Raw genomic sequence first — 25,444 nt, 5'->3', positions numbered from 1 at the left:
CCCACCGCCATACGGTGGGCACGGGCTTTTCGGTTACGACTTACTCGCCCGAGGCAGCCTCGGTGGAGCCCTCGGTCGCGCCGGTCAGCACGACTTCCGGCTTCTCTTCGGTCTGCGCCTTGGTCAGCTTCGCCTTACCGGAGAAGGTGAACTTGGCGTCCTCGCCGGAGCCCTCGCCGTTCCAGCCCTCGACGTCGACCGAGATGGTCTGGCCGGGGCCGATCTCGCCGAAGAGGATCTTCTCCGACAGCTGGTCCTCGATCTCGCGCTGGATGGTGCGGCGCAGCGGCCGGGCACCGAGCACGGGGTCGAAGCCACGCTTGGCCAGCAGGTTCTTGGCGTTCTCGGTGAGCTCGATCGCCATGTCCTTGTTCTTCAGCTGCGTGGCGACGCGGTTGATCATCAGGTCCACCATCTCGACGATCTGGTCGGTGGTGAGCTGGTGGAAGACGATCACGTCGTCGATGCGGTTGAGGAACTCGGGCCGGAAGTGCTTCTTCAGCTCGTCGTTGACCTTGAGCTTCATCCGCTCGTAGTTCGAGCCCTCGGCATTGGACTGTGTGAAGCCCAGGCCGACCGCCTTCGAGATGTCGGACGTGCCGAGGTTCGAGGTGAAGATCAGCACCGTGTTCTTGAAGTCCACGGTCCGGCCCTGGCCGTCGGTAAGGCGGCCGTCTTCCAGAACCTGCAACAGGGTGTTGTAGATCTCCTGGTGGGCCTTCTCGATCTCGTCGAACAGCACGACCGAGAACGGCTTGCGGCGCACCTTCTCGGTGAGCTGGCCGCCCTCCTCGTAGCCGACGTAGCCCGGAGGGGCACCGAACAGCCGCGAGGCGGTGAAGCGGTCGTGGAACTCGCCCATGTCGATCTGGATGAGCGCGTCGTCGTCGCCGAACAGGAAGTTCGCCAGCGCCTTGGACAGCTCGGTCTTACCGACACCGGACGGACCGGCGAAGATGAACGAACCGGACGGACGCTTCGGGTCCTTCAGGCCGGCGCGGGTGCGGCGGATGGCCTTGGAGACGGCCTTGACCGCGTCCTCCTGGCCGATGATCCGCTTGTGCAGCTCGTCCTCCATACGGAGCAGACGGGTGGTCTCCTCCTCGGTGAGCTTGAACACCGGGATACCGGTCCAGTTCGCCAGCACCTCGGCGATCTGCTCGTCGTCGACCTCGGCCACGACGTCCAGATCACCCGAGCGCCACTGCTTCTCCCGCTCGGCCCGCTTGGCGACGAGCTGCTTCTCCTTGTCGCGCAGCCGCGCGGCCTTCTCGAAGTCCTGCGCGTCGATCGCGGACTCCTTCTCCCGGCGCGCCTCGGCGATCTTGTCGTCGAATTCGCGCAGGTCCGGCGGAGCGGTCATGCGACGGATGCGCATCCGCGCGCCCGCCTCATCGATCAGGTCGATCGCCTTGTCCGGCAGGAACCGGTCGTTGATGTAGCGGTCGGCCAGGGTGGCCGCGGCCACCAGCGCGCCGTCGGTGATGGAGACACGGTGGTGCGCCTCGTAGCGGTCGCGCAGACCCTTGAGGATGTTGATGGTGTGCTCGACCGTCGGCTCGCCCACCTGCACCGGCTGGAACCGGCGCTCGAGGGCGGCGTCCTTCTCGATGTACTTGCGGTACTCGTCGAGGGTGGTCGCGCCGATGGTCTGGAGTTCGCCGCGGGCCAGCTTCGGCTTCAGGATCGAGGCCGCGTCGATGGCGCCCTCGGCGGCACCCGCACCGACCAGCGTGTGCAGCTCGTCGATGAACAGGATGATGTCGCCGCGGGTGTTGATCTCCTTGAGCACCTTCTTCAAGCGCTCTTCGAAGTCACCGCGGTAGCGGCTGCCCGCGACCAAGGAGCCCAGGTCGAGGGTGTAGAGCTGCTTGTCCTTGAGCGTCTCGGGGACCTCGCCGTTGACGATGGCCTGCGCGAGCCCCTCGACGACGGCGGTCTTGCCGACGCCCGGCTCGCCGATCAGCACCGGGTTGTTCTTGGTGCGGCGGCTGAGCACCTGCATGACGCGCTCGATCTCCTTCGAGCGGCCGATGACCGGGTCGAGCTTGCCTTCGAGCGCGGCCTGGGTCAGGTTGCGACCGAACTGGTCGAGCACCAGCGAGGTGGACGGGGTGCCCGCCTCACCGCGCGAACCGGACTCCACCGGCTCCTTGCCCTGATACCCGGACAGCAACTGGATGACCTGCTGGCGCACACGATTGAGATCGGCGCCCAGCTTCACCAGCACCTGGGCCGCCACGCCCTCGCCCTCACGGATGAGGCCGAGCAGGATGTGCTCGGTGCCGATGTAGTTGTGACCGAGCTGCAGCGCTTCCCGAAGGCTCAGCTCCAGCACCTTCTTGGCGCGCGGGGTGAACGGGATGTGACCGGACGGGGCCTGCTGGCCCTGGCCGATGATCTCCTCCACCTGGCTGCGCACGCCTTCCAGCGAAATGCCGAGCGACTCCAGCGACTTGGCCGCGACGCCCTCACCCTCGTGAATCAGCCCCAGCAGGATGTGCTCGGTGCCGATGTAGTTGTGGTTGAGCATCCGGGCCTCTTCCTGGGCCAGGACAACGACACGCCTCGCGCGGTCGGTGAACCTCTCGAACATCGCTCCCTCACTCTCCTGCTCCGACATTCTGGCAACAGACGCCGCAGTGTGCTGTGTACAACAACCGTGGGCGTCAGCCTGCCATGAAGCCCGGGGGTTGCGGCCCCCGCCTCCACTCTAGTTGGCGGGGGATGCCACCGCCGCCGGTCCACCCTATTGCCGACCGGCGACAGCACGGTCATTCACTCACAACGTGGGCGCCGCGGGATTCGTTCCGGCCAGGTTTTGCCCTCAGCGAACAAATCGCCCGCCGACCGGATCTCCGCCGCACACGTCGGACCTCGGCTGCCTACCCCGTGTACGGGTCGGCGACACCGCAGGGCACGGGGCGTTGATGCGCGGGATCGAGCGCGTTGAGTACGTAGGTCGCGGCCCTCCTGCTGCCCGCTATGCCCGTATGACCAGAGTAGTCCGTCGAGCACCCGTCCTGAACCACGATGTTGGTCACCCGGGGCCCGGTCACCAATCCGGAGGTGTACGGCACCACCAGCTCGTCCAGCACGGTCGCGATGTTCGTGTAGGCCACGTCGGGGTGGTAGACGCCGTCCGCGTTGAGCGTGCGCACGAACTCCGACCCTTGCAGCACCTGGCGGCAGGCCATGCACGGCGAGCCCGCCACGGCGTCGAAGAGCGGGCCGAGGCCCAGCCGGGTGCCGAACGCGTTCAGGTCCGCCATGCCGCCCGCGTTCGAGCCGAGCCAGGGCGGGGCGAGCCCGACCATCTTGTCCACCTTGCCCGCGCCGCCGAGCCGCTTGACGTAGTAGTTGCCGATGAAGTTGCCCTGGGAATGGCCGATCAGGTCGACCTTGGCCGCGCCGGTCGCGGTCCGTACCCGGTCCACGAAAGCGGCGAGCTGGGCCGAGCTCTGCTCGATCGGAAGCATGCCGCCGATGGCCGACGCGGGCCACGGCAGGTTGTAGGCGCCGAAGGTGGACGAATACACGCAGTAACCCTCGTTGGCCAGCAACGGCGCATACACGCCCCAGTTCGTCTGTGCGCCACCACCCGTGCCGTGCACGAGAACCACGGGGTTCGGATGCTCGGAGCCGGGCCGGCAGGACCAGTCGTTGGTGCCGGGCAGCGAACCGCCCGGGTGGGACAGCTCCGCGGGGATGCCCGCGAAGAAGTTGTAGTCGACCGGATATCGCTCCTGCGCGTGTGCCGCGCCCGCGGTGGCGCACACCGCTGTGAGCAGAACGAAGAGCAACGAAAAGCCTGGGACACGCCGCACGATAGCCTCCCGGTCCGGTCTCGTCTTCCGGGGAAGCTACCGCACGAAGTGGCCCAGACGGAGGAGATTCCGGCGGGTCGTTGCGGAATCTAGCTCTGACCGAAGGCAGGCGCGACGTACTGGCCTGCCGCCGCCCGGCCCGGCGCCGCCGCGGAGGCCTTGCCCTGCTGGATGCCCGCGACGAACAGCGCACCGCACAGCGCCAGGAAGGCCAGCGTGTGGAAGACGCCGCGCGCGATGTTCCACCGAACCCAGGCCGCTTCGAAATCGGCGCGCACCGCGGCGAGGTCGGCGATCGAGCCAGGGTCGCCCGCGGCGGCCAGCTGGTCGTTGAGCGGGACGTTCAACCCGGAGGTGACCCCGAAGGCGACAACGTTGAGCACCAGCGCGAGCACGATCCAGATCAGCGTGCCCCGGTGCTCCCGGCCCAGGTGCAGCGCCGCCGCCAGGACGGTGAACCCCACCGTGCCGAGGAACGCCATCATGAACCACGGATTGATGATCACCACGTTGATCTTCTGCATCACGTCGATCATGGCGCGATCGTCGGTGCGGGCCAGCGCGGGCATCACCGAATTGGCGTACGCGTAGAAAAGGCCCGCGATCAGGCCCGTCGCCAGCGTGGCGAACACCAGTGCGGCGAGACGTGTGGCGGTCATGAGTTCCTCCTGCTCGGAAAACCCGCCGGAGTCGTCGCTCCGGCCCGGGTACCTCCGAGTCAAGCCGCTATCGCCCGGACTCTCCATGGCCGAGAAGCTCGATGCGCTAAGCGAGCGTCTACGGTGGAGGCCTCACAGGTCCCGATCGGAAATGAGCCCACTCTGCATGGCCAGTCCCGCCAATCGCACCCGCTTCTGGTTCTGCGGCAGATCCTCCACCCCGAACTTGGCGAACAGGGCGCGCAGGTGCGTCTTGATCGCGTCGACGCTGAGGAACAGCTCCTCGGCGATCTGCTGATTGGAGGCGGGCGTGGCGAAACCCGCGCCGTGCTTGTACGGCCTGCACAGTGCGACCAGCACCGAGCGCTGCGTCTCGGTCAGCGACCGCGCCGTGGGTATCGAGCCGGTGGAGGTACGGGTGATGTCGTCGGAGACGCCGCCGAAGTCGTGAAACGACACCCGCGAGGTGCCGACCCGGATGACGTCGCCCGCCATCAGCCTGCGGCGGCCGACGAGCCGGTCCCCGTTGACGAAGGTGCCGTTGCGGGAGAGGCCGTCGTCCACGATGGTCCAGTGCGCACCCAGGTATTCGACCGCCGCGTGCAGCCGGGAGACCTCGGCGTCCCAGCTCAGGGCGAGATCGGCATGCGGGGAGCGGCCGATGGTGACGCGTCCGCGATCCGGCGTGAGCATGAGCTCCTGCTGCCGACCGGCATCATCGGTGAACCGCAAGAATGATCCGACGAATCCTGTCACTGCGCCGATACCTCACCTCTCCATACCGCCAGTGACCGTCGCACGCTTCCATGGTGCCGCGTCCCGGTACCACGAGCAAGATCGATTCATCCGCCGGGACGTGCCACCGTGTGATCCGGTCTCGTTGCCATATCGAAGCCCTATCACAAACAAGACCGCCGCCCCGACGTCGCACGATTCGCCGGGACGGCGGCCGAAAAATAACTATCCCTTCGCGGCCTTGTTGTACGCGTCGGTGATGTCGGCGGAGATGCGGCCCCGTGCGGACACCTTGTGTCCATTCCGACGCGCCCACTCCCGAATTGCGGCGCTTTGTTCCCGATCGATCGAGACCCGGCTCTTCGGAGTGCCCGCGGCGGCCGCGGCGGCCTTGACCCGGCGCCGGCCGCTCACCCGGCGCGCATTCGAAACCCACTCCTCCAAACCGTCGCGCAGCTTCGCCGCATTTGCCGACGACAGGTCGATCTCGTACGACACACCGTCGATCGCAAACTCGATGGTCTCGTCCGCGATGGACTCACCGTCGACATCGTCGATCAGGCTAACGGTGACCTTCTTTGCCATGAGATGAACGTCCTCTCGAAATCGTGCGACCCGCATACTAGGCCGATTACCCGAGGCAAGAATACCCCGAATTCCGGAAATTCCAAGACGGAGTCGCTGCTTTGCAATCCAGTGGTCACCGGGTGACCGGACGCACAATTGGGAACAGTATCGTTTCTCGGATTCCCAATCCCGTGAGCGCCATCAACAACCGATCGATTCCCATACCCGTTCCGGTCGTCGGCGGCATGCCGTGCTCCATCGCCGCGAGGAAGTCCTCGTCCAGCACCATCGCCTCGTCGTCACCCTGCGCGGCGAGCCGCGCCTGATCGACGAACCGCTCGCGCTGGATCACCGGGTCGACCAACTCCGAATAGCCCGTGGCCAACTCGAAGCCGCGCACATAGAGATCCCACTTCTCCGTGACCCCTGCCGTACTACGATGCTGCCTGGTCAACGGGGATGTCTCCACCGGGAAGTCGCGTACGAAAGTCGGCGCGTACAGCTTGTCGCCATACTGGTGTTCCCAGAGTTCCTCGACGAGTTTCCCGTGGCCGTAGCCCTTGCCCTCCGGAATTTCCAGACCGACCCGATCCGCGAGCGCGCGCAATTCGGCGACCGACGTTTCCGGAGTCACCGGCACACCCAGCGCATCCGACAGCGAAGGGTACATCTCGACGACGGCCCACTCGCCGCGGAGATCATATTCGGTGCCGTCGGCCAGGGTCACCACCTGCGTGCCGAACGCCTCCTGCGCCACTTCCTGCACCAATTCCCGGATCATCACCGCCGAGTCGTCATAGGTGCCGTATGCCTGGTATGTCTCCAGCATCGCGAACTCGGGGGAATGCGTGGAGTCCGCGCCCTCGTTCCGGAAGTTCCGGTTGATCTCGAAGACCCGCTCCAGGCCGCCGACCACGCAGCGCTTCAGGAACAACTCGGGCGCGATGCGCAGGAAGAGGTCCATGTCGAGGGCGTTGGAATGGGTGACGAAGGGGCGGGCCGCGGCGCCGCCGTGCAGCGTCTGCAGCATCGGCGTCTCCACCTCCAGGAAGCCCCTGCGCTCCAGGGCGTTGCGCAACGCGCGCACCACGGCGATGCGGGTACGGGCCATTTCCCTGGCCTCGGGACGCACGATCAGGTCGACATAACGCTGCCGTACCCGCGATTCCTCGTTCATCTCCTTGTGCGCCACCGGCAGCGGACGCAGGGCCTTCGCCGCCATGAACCAAGAATCGGCCATGACGCTCAGTTCCCCGGTCCGCGACGAGATGACCTCACCGTGCACGAAAACGAAGTCACCGAGATCCACGTCGGCCTTCCAGGCGGCGAGGGCGTCCGTACCGACCCCGTTCAGGCTGATCATCGCCTGCAGCTTGGTACCGTCGCCCTCCTGCAGTGTCGCGAAACACAACTTGCCGGTATTACGCAGGAAAATGACGCGCCCGGCGACGCCCACCTGCAGCCCGGTGGCCGTGTCCGCGGCGAGGTCCGGATATGCGGCCCGAATTTCGGCCAGGGTATGCGTACGCGGCACGACGACGGGATAGGCCTCCCCACCGTCCGCGAGCAGCCGCTCCCGCTTCTCCCGGCGAATCCGTATCTGCTCCGGTGCATCGTCGGCGGCCGGCGACACGGCAGGCCGCGAATCCGATGTCGATGCGCTGGAAGATGCAGAGTTCGGGGTGCTCACATCGAACAACCCTAGCGTGCATCGGAAATCGTTATGCGGGCCGCCCGGACTCCGGCCCGGAGTAACGAAACGGTATCGATGCGTCGCCCCGCCCGGGACGTCCGCACCGGCGTCGTACGGACGCGAAATAGCCGGTGCGCATCGTGTGGTGTGCGAAACTACCTGAGCGCCCGGCTATTTCGAGATGGAAGTGTCGGCGGGAATTACAGCAAGGCGAGCGCTTCGGCCTCGCGCGCGAAGTGCGGCGCCCCGACGGCGACGTGCAACAGACCGGCCGCCTTCAACGCCTGATAGCCGCCCACCAGATCGGTCGCCCGGTGCAGCCCGAGTTGCTGCAGCGCGGCGGCGGCCAGGCTGGAGGTATATCCCTCGGAGCAGACGACGATCCATTCCACGTCGTGATCGGCGGCCAGCGCCAGGCGGGCGGAACTGGTGGGGTCCAGCCGCCATTCCAGGACATTGCGCTCGATCACCAGCGCGCCGGGCAAGGTGCCCTCCCGTCCGCGTTGCGCCTGCGGCCGGATATCCACCAGAATGGCGCCCCGCTCGACGGCTTCCGGCAATTCGAAGGCGTAGATCCGGTCCAGGTGGGCCCGTGCGTTCTCGAGCATCTGATCGATGGTCAAACGGGTCATCACATATCACCTTCGGGCTGGTCGGTGAGGACGGTTCGGGTGCGCCGCAGGGTGCCGTGCCCGGTCACCTCGTAATACGACATGGCGGTGAGCGGCGGGGAATAGGCGTGCACGCTCAGCGTGGGATCGAGCGGACCGGCGGAATCGACGGCGCCCGGCACGGCGGCCTGCGTCCGCATGACGTCGTGCACCCAGCCGATCGGGAACGAGGCCTGATCACCCGCCGCGAGCACGCGACGACGCAGTTCCGTTCCGTTCCAGCGATATTCGGTGAGCGCGCCGCTGAGCACGGTGAGCGCGCCGAGCGATCCGGCGTGGTCGTGCAGCTCGGTCGACTTGCCCGGCGTCCAGCTGATCAGCCAGACGTCGACCTCGTCGTCGGTGAGCAGCCTGGTCGCCCAGCGCTCGTTTTCCGGCCATTTCCCCCCGGCGGGAAGCAAATGGTCGTATCGCCCGGCCAGCACGTCTTCGGCGCCCTCATCGGTCAGCCGCAGCAGATCGGCCGGGCGCAGCCGGGTGGGCAGGGCGGGCGCCACCGAGCGTTCCACCGGCGGGGTAGCCGACAGCGCGGTACGCGCGGAAGAAAGGGAAAGGACAGAAGAACGCATGAGCGAATCTCCAGGAGGAAGGTAACGGTCGAGGGCGGGAACTCAGCCTCGATCGGTCGAGGCACGTCAGCCTCGACAACACTCCTGGGTGCTCGCGTAGAAGGTCACGAGAGGGAGTTTAACAGCAGACGGCGCGGTGTCGACAAGTGCCCGGCCTGCGACAAATCCGACACCGCGCATATCAGACACTTCCCTTGCGCCGCTGATTGCGTTCGTATACGAGTCGCAGGCCGGTCAGCGTGAGGTGCGGATCGTGGTCGTCGATCGTTTCGGATTCCGGGACGATCAGCGGTGCGGTCGCCCCGGTCGCCACCACGGCGACGTCATCACCCGCGAAGGCGTCGAACTCGTCGCGAATGCGATCGATCAGGCCGTCCACCAGCCCGGCGAAACCGAATACCGCGCCGGACTGCATGCATTCCATGCTGTTCTTCCCCAGCACCGAACGTGGCCTGGTCAACTCCGCCCGCCGCAGCGCACTGCGTTCCACCAGGGCCTCGGTGGAGATCTCCACACCCGGCGCGATGATCCCGCCCAGGAACTCGCCCTTCTTCGACACCAGGTCCACGCAGATCGCCGTGCCGAAATCGACGACGATCGCGGGCGCGGAATAGCGCTGGTACGCGGCCAGGCAATTGACGATGCGGTCCGCGCCGACTTCTTTCGGATTGTCCACCAGCAGCGGAATCCCCGTGCGCACACCGGGTTCCACCAGCACGTGCGGAACGTGGCCCCAGTATTGGCCGAGCATGCCGCGCAACTCGCGCAGCACGGGCGGCACCGTGGAAAGCGCCGAGACGCCGATCACCTCGTCCAGTTGCGCGCCGACCAGCCCGCGCACCTGCATGGCGAATTCGTCGGCGGTCAGCAACGGATTGGTGTGCATTCGCCAGTGCCGCACCAGTTTCGAATGCTCCCCGGAACCGGAGAACAGGCCGAGTTCGATACTCGTGTTGCGGACATCGATGGTCAGCAGCATGTCCTGGTCGCCGCTCCTCAGACGAACGACAGCGAGCGGGGCGAGGTCAGGCCCGAGCCTTCCGGCGCGTGCGCCGGGTCCGAGCCGAGTTCGACCGGGCGGTTGCGCTCGTCGACGAACACGACCTTGGGGTCGTACTCGGCGATCTCCTGCTCGTTCAGCTGGCCGTAGGCGATCAGGATGACGAGGTCGCCCGGGTGCACCAGGTGAGCCGCGGCGCCGTTGATCCCGATCACCCCGGAACCCCGCTCACCGGCGATGACGTAGGTCTCCAGGCGGGCGCCGTTGTCGATGTCCACGATGCAGACCTGTTCGCCTTCCAGCAGATCGGCGGCGTCGAGCAGGTCCTGGTCCACGGTGACCGAGCCGACGTAGTGCAAGTCGGCGTGCGTCACGGTGGCACGGTGGATCTTCGACTTCATCATGGTGCGCAGCATTGCGTCGAACCTTTCTAGTTCGCGGGAGGAAGGACGGCGGGGTCGGACACCGCCGCGACAGGCTGGGAGGAGTTCGCGGCGGGCCGCGAACCGGCGACGGTGGGGTGGCCGTCGATCGGAGCGCCGAGCGTGACGGCGATGTTGTCGATCAGCCGGGTCGCGCCGACCCGGGCCGCGATCAGCAGCCTGGCGTTGCCGGTGGCCGGGGCGGGCCCCAGGGTGGCCGAACGCAGCTCCAGGTAGTCGACGTCCACGCCGGTCGCGGCGTCGAGCACCTGGCGGGCGGCCGCGAGCACCGCGTCGCCGCCGAGACCGCCCGCGTGTTTGCCCGCCGACAGAGCGGCCGACAGGGCCAGCGCCGATTCGCGCTGCACGGGGTCGAGGTAGCGGTTGCGCGAGGACAGGGCCAGGCCGTCGGGCTCACGGACGGTGACCACCGGGGTGATCTTCACGTCGAAATTCAGATCGCGGACCAGCTGCCGGATCAGGGTGAGCTGCTGGTAGTCCTTCTCACCGAAGAACGCCTCGGTCGGCCGCGCGATCTGCAGCAGTTTGGCGACCACGGTGAGCATGCCCGCGAAATGGGTCGGGCGGCTGGCCCCCTCCAGCTCCGCGCCGAGCGGACCGGCGTGCACCGTGGTGCGCGGACCGTCCGGGTACATGTCGGACACGCTCGGCGCGAACACCAGCTCGACGCCCTCGGCACGCAACAGCTCGACGTCGGCGTCCAGCGTGCGGGGGTATTTGTCCAGGTCTTCGTTCGCCCCGAACTGCAAGGGATTGACGAAGATCGACACGATGACGACCTGGTTGGTCCGCTTGGCCAGCCGCACGATCTCCAAGTGCCCCTCGTGCAGCGCGCCCATGGTCGGCACCAGCGCGACGGTGCGGCCGACGCCGCGCAGGGCGGCGGACACCGCCCCGAGTACCGCTGGATCGTGGTGCACGGTCAGCACGCCGGGCCGGTAGGCACCGCGCAATTTCGAGTCGAACATCAGCGTCCTTCCAGCAGCTGGATTACGGCGGGGGCGGTGCCTGCCCGCTCAGCGGTGCGCAGCGACAGCGCGCGATAGGCCTCGGCCAGCCGGGCATCGACCGACGACAGGGCCTCCAGGTGCGCGGCCACCGCGTCGGCGTCGCCGCGGGCGACCGGGCCGGTCAGCGCGGCCTGGCCGCGGCGCAACGCGTTGTCCAGCGCCGCCGACGCCAGCGGGGCGAGCAGACGCTCGGCCAGGCCGTTGGGCTGCTCGTCGACCAGTTGCTGTCCCATCAGGCCGGGGCCGGCCAGGGCGGCGCGCAACGCGGCCACCGCGTCCACGATCACCGTGACCAGGTGATTGCTGCCGTGCGCGAGCGCGGCGTGGTACAGCGGCCGGTGCTGCTCCGGTACGCGAACCGGCTCGCCGCCCATTTCGATCACCAGCGACTGCGCGATGGCGTAGCCGACCTCGTCGGCCGCGGTGATACCGAAGCACGCGTTGCCCAGCCGGGCCACGTCCTCGTCGTGACCGGTGAAGGTCATCGCCGGGTGGATGGCCAGCGGAAGGGCGCCGACCTCGGCCAGGGGGGCGAGCACGCCGACGCCGTTCGCGCCGGAGGTGTGCGCCACGATGGTGCCCGGCCGCACCACTCCGGCGCCTGCCAGGCCGCGGACCAGGCCGGGGAGCTCGGTGTCCGGCACGGCGAGCAGCAGCAGCTCACTGCGGGCGGCCACCTGCTCGATCGGCAGGATCTCCGAATCGGGCAGTCGGGTCCTGGCACGGCGCACCGAGGCGTCGGAGATCGCGCAGACACCGAACACGACGTGTCCGGCCCGCTCGAGTGCGGCGCCCAATGCCGAGCCCACGCGTCCCGCCGAGACGATTCCCACCGTCAGGCGTGCGGGCGCGGGGTCGTAGCCCGAAGCAGCGTTGTCGGAATTCACGCTTCTCGAGGTCAACGTTGTCCTCTCGATGTCGTTCCAGTCCCGCCATGCGGGTACCGGACGGTACGCCAAGAGAATATCGGCAGGCGGTTCGCCGCCGCCACGGGGTGCCCGCGTGATCTAGGCCGCAGTGCCGGGCCGCGACCCGGCACGGATCACCGGCGTTCGCGCTCCTCGGATTGCAGGTTGGCCATGATCTCCGCGACCGAGAGACGGCGCGAGGGCGTCTCGTCGTCGCTCTCGGCCCTGCGCCGCCTGCGCGCGCTCGGCGTACCCATCGCGGGCGCGGACGTGGGCCGTGCGGGCGGTTCCCGAGTCGGCTGCGGGCGGGTAGCGGGCCGGGTGGGCGGCTCGTCGCGCGGCTCGGCCGCGGTCTCGGTGAAGGCATCCGCCCAGCCGCGCGGCTCGGCGTGGTGTGCCTGCTCCGCGTCGGCCTGCTCGGCGTCGTCGTCGACGGAGACGATCGCGGTCTCGGCGGTGACCGGATCGTCGAAGGGGCTGGCGAAGACCGGCGGCTCGGGATGGTCGGGCTCGAAGATCGGCGTCATGCTGCTACGCGGTTGCTGGTCGGCGAAGACCGACCACATCCCGGCATTCGCGGAGCTATTGTTCCCGGAGTCGGTCCCAGAGCTGGTCAGCTCCTGGATCCGGGTCGCGTCGGCGCGCAATGCCGGGCGATCCGTCGGCAGATCGCCGTCGAACAGCCGCTGCAGGCTCTGCCGCAGCACCGTGAGCTCCGCCCGTAAGGCCGCGAGTTCGGCCGCGTCGGCGCCCACTTCCTCGCGGACCCGCGCCTCGACGCCGAGTTCGTACTCGCGCCGCGCGGTGACCTCCCGCTCCAGCTGCAACTCGTAGACGGTCTGCAGATCGCGGACCTTCGCCTTGTCGATCGTCGCCTCTTTGCGGTACTTCGTCGCAGCCAGAGCGCCGATTGCCGCGGCCCACAGCGCCGCGACCAGACCTACCCGTACGAACTCGACACTGTTACTGAAGATCAGGAAAACGCTGGCAACCAGACCGAGCAAGATCAAGACACCGACGAATAATTTTCCCGCGTCCTCCCGCTGTCGACGGGAAGTGCTGCTACGGGAGGGTGAAACCATGCCAGCCAGGGTAGCCAATAGGTCGTGCAGAGCCCAGATTCCGTTTTGTGATTCGATCCGGGACTTTAGCTACGTAGTTGCCGCATCGTCGGTTGGATCCTCCGGCGCCCGGCAGCAGTACTCCAGCCACAGGGCCGCAGCAACCAAAGCGACGCCCGCCAGCATCCCGACGATCGCACCGGGGCTGTCGGCGGCGGCCGCGCGCAGCGTGCCGCGCTGCGGGAGGACCCAGCACAGGAAACCGAGCCAGATGCCCGCGGCGATCGAACCCACCTGCGCCGACGCCTTGGCCAACGCTACGGCGCGGGCGGCGGTGATCGGATGCAATTGGTGGCGGCCGTCGCCGATCTCGTGGTCGTTGACCCGCGCCCGGATGACGAAAGCGAGCACCGCTTCGATCGCGGCCACCGGGTACAGCGAGGCGCCCGCGAAGATCGAGATCGGCGGGAAGTTGTCATAGGCCACACGGGTGGCGATCCACGCGACCAGCGCGGCGATCAGCACGTTCGCCACGATGTCGAGGATGCGGGTCGGCTTCAGTTTCACGACGCCTCGCCCGTCAGCGAGAACTCGGTGCGGAGCACCCCGGCGCGTTCGGCCGGGTCGAGCCGCGCCAGCAGATCGGCCACCGGATGCGGCGCGCCGTCGACCTCCAGCACCGCGTCCGGCGCCACGTCCAGCCACGGCACCAGCACGAAAGCGCGCCGGTGCGCCTGCGGGTGCGGCAGCAGCAGATCCGGGTCGGCGCTGCGGCACGCGACCGGCTGCCCGTCGCGCAGTTCGGCGCACCACACCACATCCACGTCGAGTGTGCGTGCCCCCCAGCGCACTTCGCGCATTCGCCCCGCCGCCTGCTCCAGCTCCTGGCCGCGACGCAGCCAGTCCGCGCAGCTGAAGGCCGGATCCTCCACCAGCACAGCGGCATTGAGGTAGCCCGCCTGCGGGACACCACCCCAGGGCGCCGTGGAGTACACGGCCGAGGCGGCCAGCACGCGATGGCCGAACCCGTCCAGGACGCTGCGCAGATGCGCGAGCCGGTCGCCCAGATTCGAACCGATGGACAGCACGGCACGGGTCATCGGCGTGCCTCCCCGGCACCCGGCACGAGGAAAGTGGCCGTGCCGCAAGGTAGCTCGCTCATTCGGCGGGCTCCCCCCGGTGCCGGGAGGTGACCACCCGCACATCGGCGAAGGTGTGCGGGATCGGCGCGGACGGTTTGTGCAGCACCACCTCGACCGACCTGATCCGCGGATCGGTCATCACATCGTCGGCGATCTCCGACACCACCGTTTCGATGAGATCGCGCGGCTCACCCTGGACGATGCGCACCGCACGCTCGGCCAGCGCGCCGTAGTCCACGGTGGCGGCCAGATCGTCGGACGCGGCGGCCACCGCGAAATCCACCCACACCGTCAGATCGACCAGGAATTCCTGACCGTCGCGGCGCTCGTGCTCGAACACGCCGTGATGCCCGTAAACGCGCAGGCCGCGCAATTCGATGCGGTCGGCGCCGCGCCGGATCACCGGATCACGCGGCGGTGCCTCGTGTTCGGCGTGGACGGGGGACCGGCTCATCGTCGAGCTCCTTGCGCACTGGGTCGGGTGGTGTCGTGCTGTGCGGCGCGCTGCCGTGCGGCATTCTGCCACGCGTCGGTGACCGCGATGGCGTCGAGCGAGGCGCGCACGTCGTGCACCCGCACACCCCACGCGCCGTGCAGCGCGGCCAGCGCCGAGATGGTCGCGGTGGCCGTCTCCCGGCCGTCCGGCGGACGCGGACCCGCCTCGTCGGCGAGCAGCGAACCGAGAAAACGCTTGCGCGACGCGCCGATCAGGACGGGCAGCCCGTGCGCGACCAATTCGGGCAGCGCGCCGAGCAGCGCCCAGTTGTGCTCGGCGTTCTTCGCGAAGCCCAGACCGGGGTCGAGGATCAGCCGGGTCGGGTCGACGCCGGCGGCCACGGCCAGGTCCACCTGCGCGGTGAGTTCGGCGAGCACCTCCGCCACCACGTCGTCGTAACGGTCCGCCGGTCCGATGTGCCGGTAGTCGGCGCCCGCCCGCCAGTGCATGAGAATCCACGGGACCCGCGCGGACGCGACCACCCGCACCATGTCGGCGTCGGCGCGGCCGCCGGAAACGTCGTTCACTACCGACACCCCGGCCTCGAGCGCCGCGGCGGCCACGGCGGCCCGCATGGTGTCCACGCTGGTCGGTACGCCCGCCGCGACCAGGCCACGGATGACCGGGGCCACCCGCGCGGCCTCGGTCGCCGCGTCGATGCGGACCGCGCCCGGCCTGGTCGACTCGCCGCCGACGTCGATGATGTCCGCGCCCGCGGCGTGCAGCCGCACCCCGTGGGCGATGGCCAATTCGGGATCCAGGTACCGGCCGCCGTCGGAGAACGAATCGCTGGTGACATTCACCACGCCCATCACGACGCAGGAGCGTCCGTCGCGGGCGAACCCGCGCACCGGCGCGGTCGATCCCGCTTCCGACCGAGCCGTTGCGGTGTCCTGCCTGGTCGCACCAGTCGCCGCGCGCTGCGCGCCGCTCGGTTCGGACACCGCGGGACCGCTCACTTCCGGAGGATCAGATCGAGCGCCTCGGCGCGCGAGGCGGCGTTGGACTGCAGCAGTCCGCGCACGGCGGAGGTGGTCGTACTCGCGCCCGGCTTGCGGATGCCGCGCATCGCCATGCACAGGTGCTCGGCCTCGATCACCACGATCGCACCGCGCGGGTCCAGCTTGCGCATCACCGCGTCGGCGATCTGGCTGGTCAGCCGCTCCTGCACTTGCGGGCGCTTGGCGTACAGGTCGACCAGCCGGGCGAGTTTGGACAAGCCGGTCACCCGGCCGTGCGGGCCGGGGATGTAGCCGACGTGGGCGACGCCGTGGAAGGACACGAGGTGGTGCTCGCAGGTCGAGTACATCGGAATGTCCCTGACCAGCACGAGTTCCTGATGACCCTCGTCGAACGTGGTGTTGAGCACCGAATCCGGTTCCACGTAGAGCCCGGCGAAGGTCTCCCGGTAGGCGCGCGCGACCCGGGCGGGCGTCTCGAGCAGGCCGGGCCGATCCGGGTCCTCGCCGACGGCGATCAGCAATTCCCGTACCGCCGCTTCGGCCCGCGCCTGATCGAATGATCTGCCCGTTTCCAGTGCGACCGGTCCGGGCTCCGTCACGCCGATGTCGACACCGTTGTGTTCAGCACTGTCCGGTTCGGCGAGAATGTAACCACCGCCATGCTCGTTCGCCGACAATCGAGGACACCTCCAAACTCCCGGGGCGCCGGCAATTTCTCGGCACCCCCACGATGGACGAGCCTAATCGTCACCGCTCAGTGACGACCGTTCGGTCCATCCCAATCGCCGTTGTCGCCCTCACCGTTCGGATTGGTCCGGCGCGGCTCGTCGTAGCCGCCGCGATCGCCGTACCCGTCCCGGTCGTAGCCACCTTCGGACGCGCCCTGCGGACCCCATTGCTGGTAGCCGTGCCGCGGTTGCTGTGGTTCGCCCCAGCCCGGCTGACCCGGCTGCGGCTCGTCCCGCGGCGGCCAGCCGGGAGCCGACCATCCCGCCGGAGCGCCGTAGTCCGGCCGCGAACCGTGCGTCCCCTGGCGCGGATACGCCGGAGCGGGCGCCTGGGGCAGCGGGTAACCACCCGACGCGGGCGGGCGACCGTATTGCGGCGGAGCGCCGTAACCGCTCTCGTGCGGCGGATATCCGTTGGCGGGCTGCGGCTCGCGCTGCGCGGACGCGGCCACCGGCTCCGCGACCGGCTCCGGCGGCCAGGACTCGCCGCGCTCGGCGGCCAGCTCGCCCGGGGTCTTCACCGGCGGCTTGTCCGAAGGGACGCGATCGCCGAAATCGTTGAACGCGGTGATGCGCGGGCGCTTCTGCACCGACGTGAGGATCTGCTCGAGATCCTTGCGGTGCAGGGTCTCTCGTTCCAGCAGCGCGGTGGCCAGGTCGTCGAGCACGTCGCGATACTCGTTCAGGATCGCCCACGCCTCGGTGTGCGCGGCCTCGATCAGGTTGCGCACCTCCTCGTCGATCGCGCCCGCCACCTCGTGCGAGTAGTCCGAACCCATGCCCATCGAGCGGCCGAGGAACGGATCGCCCTGCTCCTGGCCGTAACGGACGGCGCCGAGCCGGGCACTCATGCCGTACTCGGTGACCATCGCGCGGGCGATCTTGGTGGCCTGGTCGATATCGGAGGACGCGCCGGTGGTCGGCTCGTGGAACACCAGTTCCTCGGCCGCGCGGCCGCCCATCGCCATCACCAGGCGGGCGATCATCTCCGAGCGGGTCATCAGGCCCTTGTCGTCCTCGGGCACCGTCATGGCGTGGCCGCCGGTGCGGCCGCGGGCCAGGATGGTGACCTTGTAGACCGGCTCGATGTCCGGCATCGCCCAGGCGGCCAGGGTGTGGCCGCCCTCGTGGTAGGCGGTGATCTTCTTCTCGTGCTCGCTGATGATCCGGCTCTTGCGCCGCGGACCGCCGATCACGCGATCGACCGACTCCTCGAGCGATTCGCCGGTGATCATCGCGCCGTTCTCGCGGGCGGTGAGCAGGGCGGCCTCGTTGATCACATTGGCCAGGTCGGCGCCGGACATGCCGACGGTGCGCTTGGCCAGGCCGTCCAGGTCGGCGTCCGGGGAGATCGGCTTGCCCTGCGAGTGCACCCGCAGGATCGCGCGGCGACCGGCGAGGTCGGGGTTGCCCACCGGGATCTGCCGGTCGAACCGGCCGGGACGCAGCAGCGCCGGGTCGAGGATGTCGGGCCGGTTGGTCGCGGCGATCAGGATGATGCCGGTGCGGTCGCCGAAGCCGTCCATCTCGACCAGCAGTTGGTTGAGGGTCTGCTCGCGTTCGTCGTGACCGCCGCCGAGGCCCGCGCCGCGCTGGCGGCCGACCGCGTCGATCTCGTCGACGAAGATGATGCAGGGGCTGTTCTGCTTGGCCTGCTCGAACAGGTCGCGCACCCGGGAGGCGCCGACGCCGACGAACATCTCCACGAAGTCCGAACCGGAAATGGTGAAGAACGGCACACCGGCCTCGCCCGCGACGGCACGCGCCAGCAGGGTCTTACCGGTGCCGGGCGGGCCGTAGAGCAGGACGCCCTTGGGGATCTTGGCGCCGAGGGCCTGGTAGCGGACGGGATTCTGCAGGAAGTCCTTGATCTCGTAGAGTTCCTCGACCGCCTCGTCGGCTCCGGCCACGTCGGCGAACGTGGTCTTGGGCATGTCCTTGGACAGCTGTTTGGCCTTCGACTTGCCGAAGCCCATCATGCCGCCGCGCCCGCCGCCCTGCATGCGGGCCATCACGAAGATGAACAGGCCGAGCAGGATGACCATCGGCAGCACGAACAGCAGGATCTGGGTGAACCAGCTCTCCTGCTTGACCACCGTGTTGTACGGGGCGCCGGAGTTCTTCACGGCAGAGAAGACCTGGGCGGAGGTCTCGCTGCCGCCCGGATACTTCGCGATGATCTTGTTCTGCCCGCCGGTGGCGTCGTTGCCGTCCTTCAGCTCGATGCGCAGCTGCTGCTCGCGATCATCGATCTGAACGTTCTGGACGTTGCTCTTGTTCTCGAGCTGGCTGAGGGCAACCGAGGTATCGACGCTCTTCCAGCCCCGCGTGTCGTTGCCGAAGTAGCTGAACGCATAGATCACGAGCAGAATGCCCGAGACTATGGCCAGGGTGCGAAACACTGTCTTGCGGTTCATAGAGCGTCGGCCGGGGCGGCCAGTCCTTTCCGGTGTCTCCGGTTCTTGCCTAGCGATGCATCTGGCGCGTCCGGTTCCGCGGGGTTCGGATGCGGACAAGCCACGTTACCGCGTACGGTCTACTCGATACATCGCACAGTTCGGCTGCAGGTGCAGTTAACGAGGTAAACGGCCGGGGAACGACGGTGGTTCCCGATGTCTCCGGTCCGGCTTCCTCCAAGTGGCAACAATCATGGCATGTTCGGCCTATCGTGAGCGACGACACAACATCGCGGCGCGAGCGACGGGCACGTAAGCGGTAGCTCGCAAACCACGAAGGCCCCGGGAGCGCCGCAGACCAGACACGAGCGCAGGGGGTATGGACATAGTCGAGTTACGGACACCCACAGCGATACTGCGTCACGGCGGCGGCAGACTGATCGTCCTGCGACCCGGGTCCGACGGCGAGCGCGTGCTCGATGTCCCGGTCTCCGACCTGCTGAAGGTCCGGCTGAACCGGCGCGCGGACGACGCGGTCGTCATCGAGATCTATCTGCGCTACCCGACGCCCGTGCTCACCGGCGTGCCCGCGGACCGCACCCCGCTGCCGGTCCTGATCGCCGAACACGACGTTCCGGCGGCCACCGAGATCGTCGACCGGCTCAATAGGCAGATCATGGCCACCCAGCGCATCGACGTCGCGGCGCCGGATCTGTGCCCGCCCGCGCCCACCTGGGGCCGCGGCGGTCCCATCCGCGCCGACGTGGAGCGGGCGACGCGCAGGATGTCCCCCCGCCGCGACGCGAAGCAGGCGATAGCGGCTCTGCATCGTTACGTGACGCCGGACGAGTATGTCCTGGAGACCGCGATCGCGGTCGCGCACCCGCCCGCGGGCAGCGGTGCCGGCCTGCTCGCCGCGACCACGGCGCGGCTGCTGTTCATCGCCATCGGCGACGGCCGTTACGCGCACGAACTCCCGATTCCGGTGATCGTGTGGGCCCGGGTCACCGACACCCCGGCCGCGGGCCGCGGCGAGATCGGTCCCGGACGCGGCGCGACCGGCATCGAGGTGCACGACGGCAGCCGAACTCTGCATTTCTCGGGCGCCGACCGCGCCGACACCGATCGGGTCACCTGCGCGGTGAACTTCGCGGTGCGCCGGGAGTCCGCCGACGGCGCCGCCGGCTCCGCCGATCCCGGTGTGGCCCAGTTGTACTCGGAGTGGGAACTGCTGGTCGAGCGGCACTCCCTCGGCATGGTCGACGACGCCCAGTTCCAGCGCTACGGCCGCGGGATCCTGCGCTCACTCCCCGACGGGAACTGAGTTCAGCGCGATCCGCCGCCACGGGCTGGTCGGGCGCAGCCACAGTCGCAGCAACTCCTTGCGGCGGTCGACGCCGCCGTTCTTCAACTCCGCCAGGTCCTCACAGGCCTGCCAATAGGTCCAGCCGGTGAGATAGGCGTCGCCGAACTGACGCCAGTTGCGGTACTTGCTCTGCGCCAGCGGCAGTGCGCGCGCCAGATAACTCCAGGCCACGTCGGCATCGAGGTACCCGGCCGTGTAGGCCATCCTGGCCACCGCGACCACCCGGGCCAGATCCCAGGCGTGGATGTCGCTGGGCAGCGGCCGCGCCAGATGGTCGGTGAATCCGATCTTGATCGCCTGCGACCAGATGTCGTAGTCGCGGACCAGCGCCTCCGGATTGTCCATCCCCCGAAACGCGCCGACCTGCCGCAGGAACGCCCGGTGCCGGTCGGCGCGCTCACCGAATCGATCGCGCTCGCTGGCGTTGATCGAGGCCGTCACCAGCGGGTGCACCAGCGCGTAGAGCGGGGCGTGCATGCCGTCGAGCAACTGCTCCATCGACGCCTGCGCCTCGGTGCCGTCGGTGATGCCCCACGCACCGGTGAGCGTATCGATGGCCAGCTCGCGCCGATCGCCGAGCGGATGCGCCCGTTCCGGGCCGAGCAGCAGCGCGTCGTGGAACGCGTCCCAGCGCGCCGAGTAGAAGGCGCCGAGGGCCAACGCCCGCAATTCGTCGTCGGATACCGCGGCGCCGGACCAATGGTCTTCCTCCCGCTCGTCCAGCTCCGCGTACGGAAAGGTCGTCAAGGTGGGTACACCGCGCGAAGACATGCCCCGATTGTTCCCCATCCCGCGCAGCCGACGCGCGGTATTCGCCGATGGCGCCGATGGCGCCGCCGCGGACCCGGGGGGCGTCCGGCGCGCGAATCGATTTCGGCCTCGGTGACTTCTTGCCCTGACGCATGTCGTGATCTGGGGCTAGTGTGCTCGCATGTGTAGAAACATCACCGTCCTGCGTGGTCTGGAACCTGCCGCAACCGAGCAGGAAATCTATGCCGCCGCACTGCAGTACGTGCGCAAGGTCGGTGGCGTGTCCGGCCTGAGCTCGACCACCAAAGCGGCTGTCGACAAGGCCGTCGCGGCCATCGCAGAGGCGACCACCACCTTGCTCGCCGAGTTACCCGACCGGAGGGTGGCGCCGCCCACCGAGCCACCGCTGCGCCGCATCGCCGCCCGCGAAGCCGTGGGCGACTAGCAGGCGGTTCAGGGCAGGGCGTCCGTGCCGTAGACGGCGACGCACACCAGCGCGATCTCCAGCGGCAGGCCACGCTCCTCGATCGGATATCCCAGTAGTTGTTCGATCCGCTGCACGCGGTAGCGGACCGTGTTCTTGTGCACACCGAGTACCTTCGCGGTGGCCTCCGGGCTGCGTTGGCTGCGCAGATAGGCGTGCAGCGTCTCGCGCAGCCGCGCGGCGTGCGCGTCGCGCCCGGCCAGCGCGCCGAGTTCCCGCTCGACCAGCCCGCGCATGGCCGCTTCGTCCGCGCCGGCGAGATAGGCGATCTCCACCGTTCGATAGCCCGTGACCCGAGGGCCACCCGCGGGCGCGCGCTCGGCGACCTGCCGCGCGGCGACCGCCTCTCGATGACTGCGGCGGAAGCCCGCGATCCCCCCGGCGGGCACGCCGAACGCCACCCGCACCGGCGCCTCGACCTGCACCGCGGCCAGCCGCTCCACTTCGCCCGGCGCCGCGAGTTCGGCGCCGTGTTCTCCGTCGTCCGTACCCGCCCACGCCCACATCGCGCTGGCGCCGGACGCAACGGTGAGCACCCGCGCGCTGCCCAGTGCCGCGGCCAGCCGCGCCGCGACCCGATCCAGCAGCCCGGTCGCCTCCGCGTCCGCACCGGTGGACTCGCCGGTCGGCTCGTCGGTCCACAGCACGAAGGCCAGGTGCCGCTGCGACAGGCGGTATCCCAGCCGCACCGACGCCTGCTCGACGTCCACGTCGTCGCCATCCAGCAGGGCGCGCACCGTCTCGGCGCGCCGGTTGAGCGCGGCGCGCAAGACCTGCTCGCGCTCCTCCATGTAGGTGTCGGTGAGCAACTCGACCGAGGTGCTGATCCACTTCGTGGCCCGCTCGAACAGCCGCAGCAGCACCACGCGCTCGAGTTCCGGCGTGGCCTGCCGCTGCTCGACGATCTCGGTCATGTAGTCCAGCACCGCTTCCATGCCCACGTGATAGACCCGCAGCAGCAGCCGCAGCTCGAAGCCGCGCCGGGCCACGCTGCGCGCGAACGCGTGCGCCTCCTCCGGCAGCGAGAACTCGAAGGCGTCGCTGGCCAGGCGGCTGAGCACGATCCTGGCGTGCGCCCGGGTGCTGGCCGCGAGGTCGCGGCGCATATCGCGATCGGCGAGTTCGGGGATGCGGGCGATGATCACGTCGTCGAGCCGGGTGACGATCCGCTCCAGCACTTCCGCGCGTGTCGTCTCGTAGACGTATTCGGCCAGCCAGTCGCGCACCTCGTCGGGAGCCGGGCTCGGCCGGACCGTGCCGCCCCGCGGCGGACCACCGGTCATCGCGCTCTCCTTCGACTCGGCGGATACTTCGCCATTCTTTGTACCAAGAAAACAAATTTGCCTATTTTCCTTGACAATTCGGGCCAAGAAACTTGGTTCGGATTGTGTCACGATCATAGTTCAGTGGCCTGCCTCACAGCAGTCAGCAGACCGCGGTTCAACACGACGTCAGTGGGAGAACAGCAGTGACCAACACCGAACCAGCGCCCGCGACCGAGGCGCAGGCACGCGAAACGACCGCGAAGAAGGACGGTCCCGCAGTCATCGAGGTACGCAATCCCGGCACGGGCGAGGTCGTCGGCACGGTGCCGGACGAGACCGCGGACGCGGTCGCGGCCAAGGTCCGCGAACTGCGGCTGTATCAGCCGGAATGGGAGGCGATCGGCCCCGAAGGCCGCAAGGTCTGGCTGCTGAAGTTCCAGGACTGGTTGATCGACAACACCGACCGGCTGGCCACCGTATTGCAGTCGGAGACCGCGAAGCCCCGGGTGGACGCCCTGATCGACCCCGGTTTCGCGACCGATCTGATCGGCTACTACGCCCGGCGCGCCGCGAAGTTCCTGGCCGACGATCACCCCTCGCCGCACAGCCCGCTGGCCCGCGTCAAGCGGCTGACCACGGTCTACCGGCCCTATCCGGTGGTCGGCGTCATCACACCGTGGAATTTCCCGTTGGCCATGCCGGTGATGGACGTCTTCCCGGCGCTCGCCGCCGGGGCGGCCGTCATCCTCAAGCCCTCCGAGGTGACCCCGCTCTCGGCGCTCGAACTGGCCAAGGGCTGGGCCGAGATCGGCGCGCCGCCGGTCTTCGCGGTGGTCACCGGCGCGGGCGCGACCGGTGCGGCCGTGGTCGGCAACGCCGACTACATCCAGTTCACCGGCTCCACCGCGACCGGCCGCAAGATCGCGGCCGCCTGCGTGGAACGGATGGTGCCCTACAGCCTGGAACTGGGCGGCAAGGACCCGGCCATCGTCTTGGCCGACGCCGACCTCGAGCGCGCCGCGCACGGCATCGCCTTCGGCGGCATGTTCAATTCCGGCCAGGTCTGCATCTCGGTGGAGCGGGTGTACGTCGAGGCGCCGGTGTACGACGAGTTCGTCGCCAAGCTCACCGCCAACGTCAAGGCGCTACGCCAGGGCCTGGACGGTCGCGAATCCAAATACGACGTGGGAGCGCTGGCCAACGAGAACCAGGTGGCGATCGTGCAACGTCACGTCGAGGAGGCCGTCGCGGCGGGCGCCAAGGTCCTCACCGGCGGCAAGCGGGCCGGATTCGGCACCGCCTTCGAGCCGACCGTGCTGGTGGACGTCGATCACTCCATGTCCTGCGTCACCGAGGAGACCTTCGGCCCGACGCTGCCGGTGATGAAGGTGGCCGACGAGTCCGAGGCGGTACGGCTGGCCAACGACTCCGTCTACGGCCTCTCGGCGTCGGTGTGGACCGGCGACAAGGAGCGGGGCGAGCGGATCGCCCGGCAACTCGACGCCGGTGCGGTCAACATCAACGACGTCTTCGCCAACCTGTTCAGCTATGCCTTGCCGATGGGCGGCTGGGGCCAGTCCGGTGTCGGCGCCCGCTGGGGCGGTGCGAACGGCGTGCGCAAGTACTGCCGTCAGCAGGCGATCACCACGCCGATCCTGCCGACCCAGCAGAAGGAACTGTTCTGGTACCCGTACTCGATGCCGAAGCTGCTGTTCGCACTCGGCGCGATGCGTGCGGCGGGGGCGCGCGGCCTGCGCCGCCTCGATCTTCCGGCCCTGCTGAAGCTGAAGGGACACGACAAGTGACCGAAGCGAAGCAGATCCGCGGCAAGGTCGTCGTCATCACCGGTGGCGCCCGCGGCATCGGGCTCGCCACCGCGACCACGCTGCAAGCCCTCGGCGCGCAGATCGCGATCGGCGACATCGACGAGACCACGGTCAAGGAGTCGGGCACGGCACGCGGCTTCGAGCTCTACGGCAGGCTCGACGTGACCGATCCGGATTCGTTCGACGGGTTCCTGGACGAGGTGGAGCGCACCCTCGGCCCGATCGACGTGCTGATCAACAACGCGGGCATCATGCCGACCGGCAAGCTGGTGGACGAGCCGGATCCGCTGACCAAGCGCATCCTGGACATCAACGTCTATGGCGTGATCCTGGGCTCCAAACTGGCGCTGCGCCGGATGCTGCCGCGCGGCGGCGGGCACATCATCAACATCGCCTCGCTGGCCGGTGAGGCCCACATCCCGGGTCTGGCCACCTACAACGCCAGCAAGCACGCGGTGCTGGGATTCACCGACACGCTGCGGGAGGAGTACCGCGGCACCGGGGTGCGCTTCTCCTCGGTGCTGCCCACGCTGACCAACACCGAACTGGGCTCCGGCGTCACCGCGCCCAAGCTGATGCGCGCCGCCGAACCGGAGGAGATCGCCGACGCCGTCGCGAAGCTGATCGTCGCACCGAAGTCGAAGGTCAGGGTGACCGCGGTGGCCGGGTTCATCTCCCGGTTCGTCGGGCTGCTGCCGGAGGCGGTCGGGGACGGCATCGGCCGGGCGCTCGGTTCCGGCCGCGCCTTCCTCGCCGACGTCGACGCGGACAAGCGCAAGGCCTACGAGGAGCGCGCCCGCGGGGTGTGAAACACAGCGCGGAGCCGAGGCGCCGCGGCCGGGATTCGTCTCGGTCGCGGCGCCTCGCTTTGTACAGCGGCCCACCG

At 68.7% G+C, this 25,444-nt stretch carries 25 protein-coding genes; 4 read left to right on the top strand and 21 right to left on the bottom strand.

The annotated features are described in order from the left end of the window. Window positions 1–40 precede the first annotated feature (40 nt). The 19 genes from ON29_RS02885 to ftsH all read right to left on the bottom strand — a co-directional run bounded on the left by ON29_RS02885 (window position 41) and on the right by ftsH (window position 18,888). A complete protein-coding gene (locus ON29_RS02885; protein WP_040864541.1) occupies window positions 41–2,596 on the bottom strand; it encodes an ATP-dependent Clp protease ATP-binding subunit in 2,556 nt (851 codons plus the stop codon). A gap of 289 nt (window positions 2,597–2,885) precedes the next feature. Continuing rightward, on the bottom strand, window positions 2,886–3,827 hold the full coding sequence (locus tag ON29_RS02880) for an esterase/lipase family protein (protein ID WP_040864540.1): 942 nt from the start codon (window positions 3,825–3,827) through the stop codon (window positions 2,886–2,888). Between the two features lie 89 nt (window positions 3,828–3,916). Further along, the gene (locus ON29_RS02875) at window positions 3,917–4,486 is read right to left on the bottom strand and encodes an anthrone oxygenase family protein (protein WP_040864670.1); all 570 of its coding nucleotides are present in this window, start codon (window positions 4,484–4,486) and stop codon (window positions 3,917–3,919) included. A 132-nt stretch (window positions 4,487–4,618) separates the two neighbouring features. Beyond that, on the bottom strand, window positions 4,619–5,179 hold the full coding sequence (locus tag ON29_RS02870) for an FHA domain-containing protein (protein WP_083863212.1): 561 nt from the start codon (window positions 5,177–5,179) through the stop codon (window positions 4,619–4,621). 267 nt (window positions 5,180–5,446) lie between these two features. Beyond that, on the bottom strand, window positions 5,447–5,806 hold the full coding sequence (locus tag ON29_RS02865; RefSeq protein ID WP_040864538.1) for a histone-like nucleoid-structuring protein Lsr2: 360 nt from the start codon (window positions 5,804–5,806) through the stop codon (window positions 5,447–5,449). A gap of 115 nt (window positions 5,807–5,921) precedes the next feature. Next, a complete protein-coding gene (lysS, locus tag ON29_RS02860) occupies window positions 5,922–7,421 on the bottom strand; it encodes a lysine--tRNA ligase (RefSeq protein WP_040864537.1) in 1,500 nt (499 codons plus the stop codon). 260 nt (window positions 7,422–7,681) lie between these two features. Then, window positions 7,682–8,104, bottom strand: a complete 423-nt coding sequence (locus ON29_RS02855) for a rhodanese-like domain-containing protein (RefSeq protein ID WP_040864669.1) — start codon at window positions 8,102–8,104, stop codon at window positions 7,682–7,684. A gap of 8 nt (window positions 8,105–8,112) precedes the next feature. Further along, window positions 8,113–8,721, bottom strand: coding sequence for a cysteine dioxygenase (locus tag ON29_RS02850; RefSeq protein WP_083863199.1), 609 nt, complete (start codon window positions 8,719–8,721; stop codon window positions 8,113–8,115). A 181-nt stretch (window positions 8,722–8,902) separates the two neighbouring features. Continuing rightward, entirely contained in the window at window positions 8,903–9,700 is a 798-nt protein-coding gene (locus ON29_RS02845) for a type III pantothenate kinase (protein WP_040864536.1), read from the bottom strand. A 17-nt stretch (window positions 9,701–9,717) separates the two neighbouring features. After that, on the bottom strand, window positions 9,718–10,137 hold the full coding sequence (panD, locus tag ON29_RS02840; RefSeq protein ID WP_040773236.1) for an aspartate 1-decarboxylase: 420 nt from the start codon (window positions 10,135–10,137) through the stop codon (window positions 9,718–9,720). Window positions 10,138–10,151: 14 nt separating this feature from the next. Further along, window positions 10,152–11,132, bottom strand: coding sequence for a pantoate--beta-alanine ligase (gene panC, locus ON29_RS02835; protein ID WP_040864535.1), 981 nt, complete (start codon window positions 11,130–11,132; stop codon window positions 10,152–10,154). After that, window positions 11,132–12,076 (bottom strand): Rossmann-like and DUF2520 domain-containing protein, encoded by a 945-nt coding sequence (locus ON29_RS02830; protein WP_245548805.1) that lies wholly within the window; start codon window positions 12,074–12,076, stop codon window positions 11,132–11,134. Before ON29_RS02830 ends, panC begins: the two co-directional genes overlap by 1 nt. Window positions 12,077–12,216: 140 nt before the next feature. Beyond that, the gene (locus ON29_RS02825; RefSeq protein ID WP_051174818.1) at window positions 12,217–13,164 is read right to left on the bottom strand and encodes a DUF6779 domain-containing protein; all 948 of its coding nucleotides are present in this window, start codon (window positions 13,162–13,164) and stop codon (window positions 12,217–12,219) included. Between the two features lie 69 nt (window positions 13,165–13,233). Then, window positions 13,234–13,704, bottom strand: coding sequence for a DUF3180 domain-containing protein (locus tag ON29_RS02820; RefSeq protein WP_040864667.1), 471 nt, complete (start codon window positions 13,702–13,704; stop codon window positions 13,234–13,236). A 2-nt stretch (window positions 13,705–13,706) separates the two neighbouring features. Further along, window positions 13,707–14,243, bottom strand: coding sequence for a 2-amino-4-hydroxy-6-hydroxymethyldihydropteridine diphosphokinase (gene folK, locus ON29_RS02815; RefSeq protein WP_040864532.1), 537 nt, complete (start codon window positions 14,241–14,243; stop codon window positions 13,707–13,709). A gap of 58 nt (window positions 14,244–14,301) precedes the next feature. Further along, entirely contained in the window at window positions 14,302–14,739 is a 438-nt protein-coding gene (gene folB / locus ON29_RS02810; protein ID WP_083863198.1) for a dihydroneopterin aldolase, read from the bottom strand. Next, window positions 14,736–15,593 carry a dihydropteroate synthase gene (gene folP, locus ON29_RS02805; RefSeq protein WP_051174828.1) on the bottom strand — a complete coding sequence of 286 codons (858 nt, stop codon included), beginning with the start codon at window positions 15,591–15,593 and terminating at the stop codon, window positions 14,736–14,738. The genes folB and folP overlap by 4 nt, the downstream gene beginning before the upstream one ends. A 143-nt stretch (window positions 15,594–15,736) precedes the next feature. Continuing rightward, window positions 15,737–16,348: a GTP cyclohydrolase I FolE gene (gene folE / locus ON29_RS02800; protein WP_174315378.1), complete on the bottom strand. Its 612-nt coding sequence runs from the start codon at window positions 16,346–16,348 to the stop codon at window positions 15,737–15,739. Window positions 16,349–16,497: 149 nt separating this feature from the next. Next, window positions 16,498–18,888 carry an ATP-dependent zinc metalloprotease FtsH gene (gene ftsH, locus ON29_RS02795; protein WP_040864530.1) on the bottom strand — a complete coding sequence of 797 codons (2,391 nt, stop codon included), beginning with the start codon at window positions 18,886–18,888 and terminating at the stop codon, window positions 16,498–16,500. Between the two features lie 358 nt (window positions 18,889–19,246). On the opposite strand from ftsH, the gene ON29_RS02790 reads away from it, so the two are divergent. Continuing rightward, window positions 19,247–20,191 (top strand): hypothetical protein, encoded by a 945-nt coding sequence (locus tag ON29_RS02790; protein WP_051174817.1) that lies wholly within the window; start codon window positions 19,247–19,249, stop codon window positions 20,189–20,191. Here the strand turns inward: ON29_RS02790 and ON29_RS02785 are convergent. Continuing rightward, window positions 20,171–21,004, bottom strand: coding sequence for a DUF1266 domain-containing protein (locus ON29_RS02785; protein ID WP_040864663.1), 834 nt, complete (start codon window positions 21,002–21,004; stop codon window positions 20,171–20,173). The genes ON29_RS02790 and ON29_RS02785 overlap by 21 nt on opposite strands. 160 nt (window positions 21,005–21,164) lie before the next feature. Here ON29_RS02785 and ON29_RS02780 point away from each other — a divergent pair, with 160 nt between their 5' ends. Then, entirely contained in the window at window positions 21,165–21,428 is a 264-nt protein-coding gene (locus ON29_RS02780; RefSeq protein ID WP_040864529.1) for a DUF2277 domain-containing protein, read from the top strand. 8 nt (window positions 21,429–21,436) lie between these two features. Here the strand turns inward: ON29_RS02780 and ON29_RS02775 are convergent, their stop codons facing one another. Continuing rightward, window positions 21,437–22,750, bottom strand: a complete 1,314-nt coding sequence (locus ON29_RS02775) for a PucR family transcriptional regulator (protein WP_040864528.1) — start codon at window positions 22,748–22,750, stop codon at window positions 21,437–21,439. A gap of 185 nt (window positions 22,751–22,935) precedes the next feature. Here ON29_RS02775 and ON29_RS02770 point away from each other — a divergent pair, with 185 nt between their 5' ends. Both ON29_RS02770 and ON29_RS02765 read left to right on the top strand, forming a co-directional pair. Further along, entirely contained in the window at window positions 22,936–24,537 is a 1,602-nt protein-coding gene (locus ON29_RS02770) for an aldehyde dehydrogenase family protein (RefSeq protein ID WP_040864527.1), read from the top strand. Then, on the top strand, window positions 24,534–25,367 hold the full coding sequence (locus tag ON29_RS02765; protein WP_040864526.1) for an SDR family oxidoreductase: 834 nt from the start codon (window positions 24,534–24,536) through the stop codon (window positions 25,365–25,367). Before ON29_RS02770 ends, ON29_RS02765 begins: the two co-directional genes overlap by 4 nt. Window positions 25,368–25,444: the final 77 nt, after the last annotated feature.

The organism is Nocardia exalbida NBRC 100660, assembly GCF_000308575.1.
Taxonomy (GTDB): Bacteria; Actinomycetota; Actinomycetes; order Mycobacteriales; family Mycobacteriaceae; genus Nocardia; species Nocardia exalbida.
Note: the sequence above shows the minus strand (reverse complement) of the source record. Positions and strands in the feature narration are given on the sequence as shown.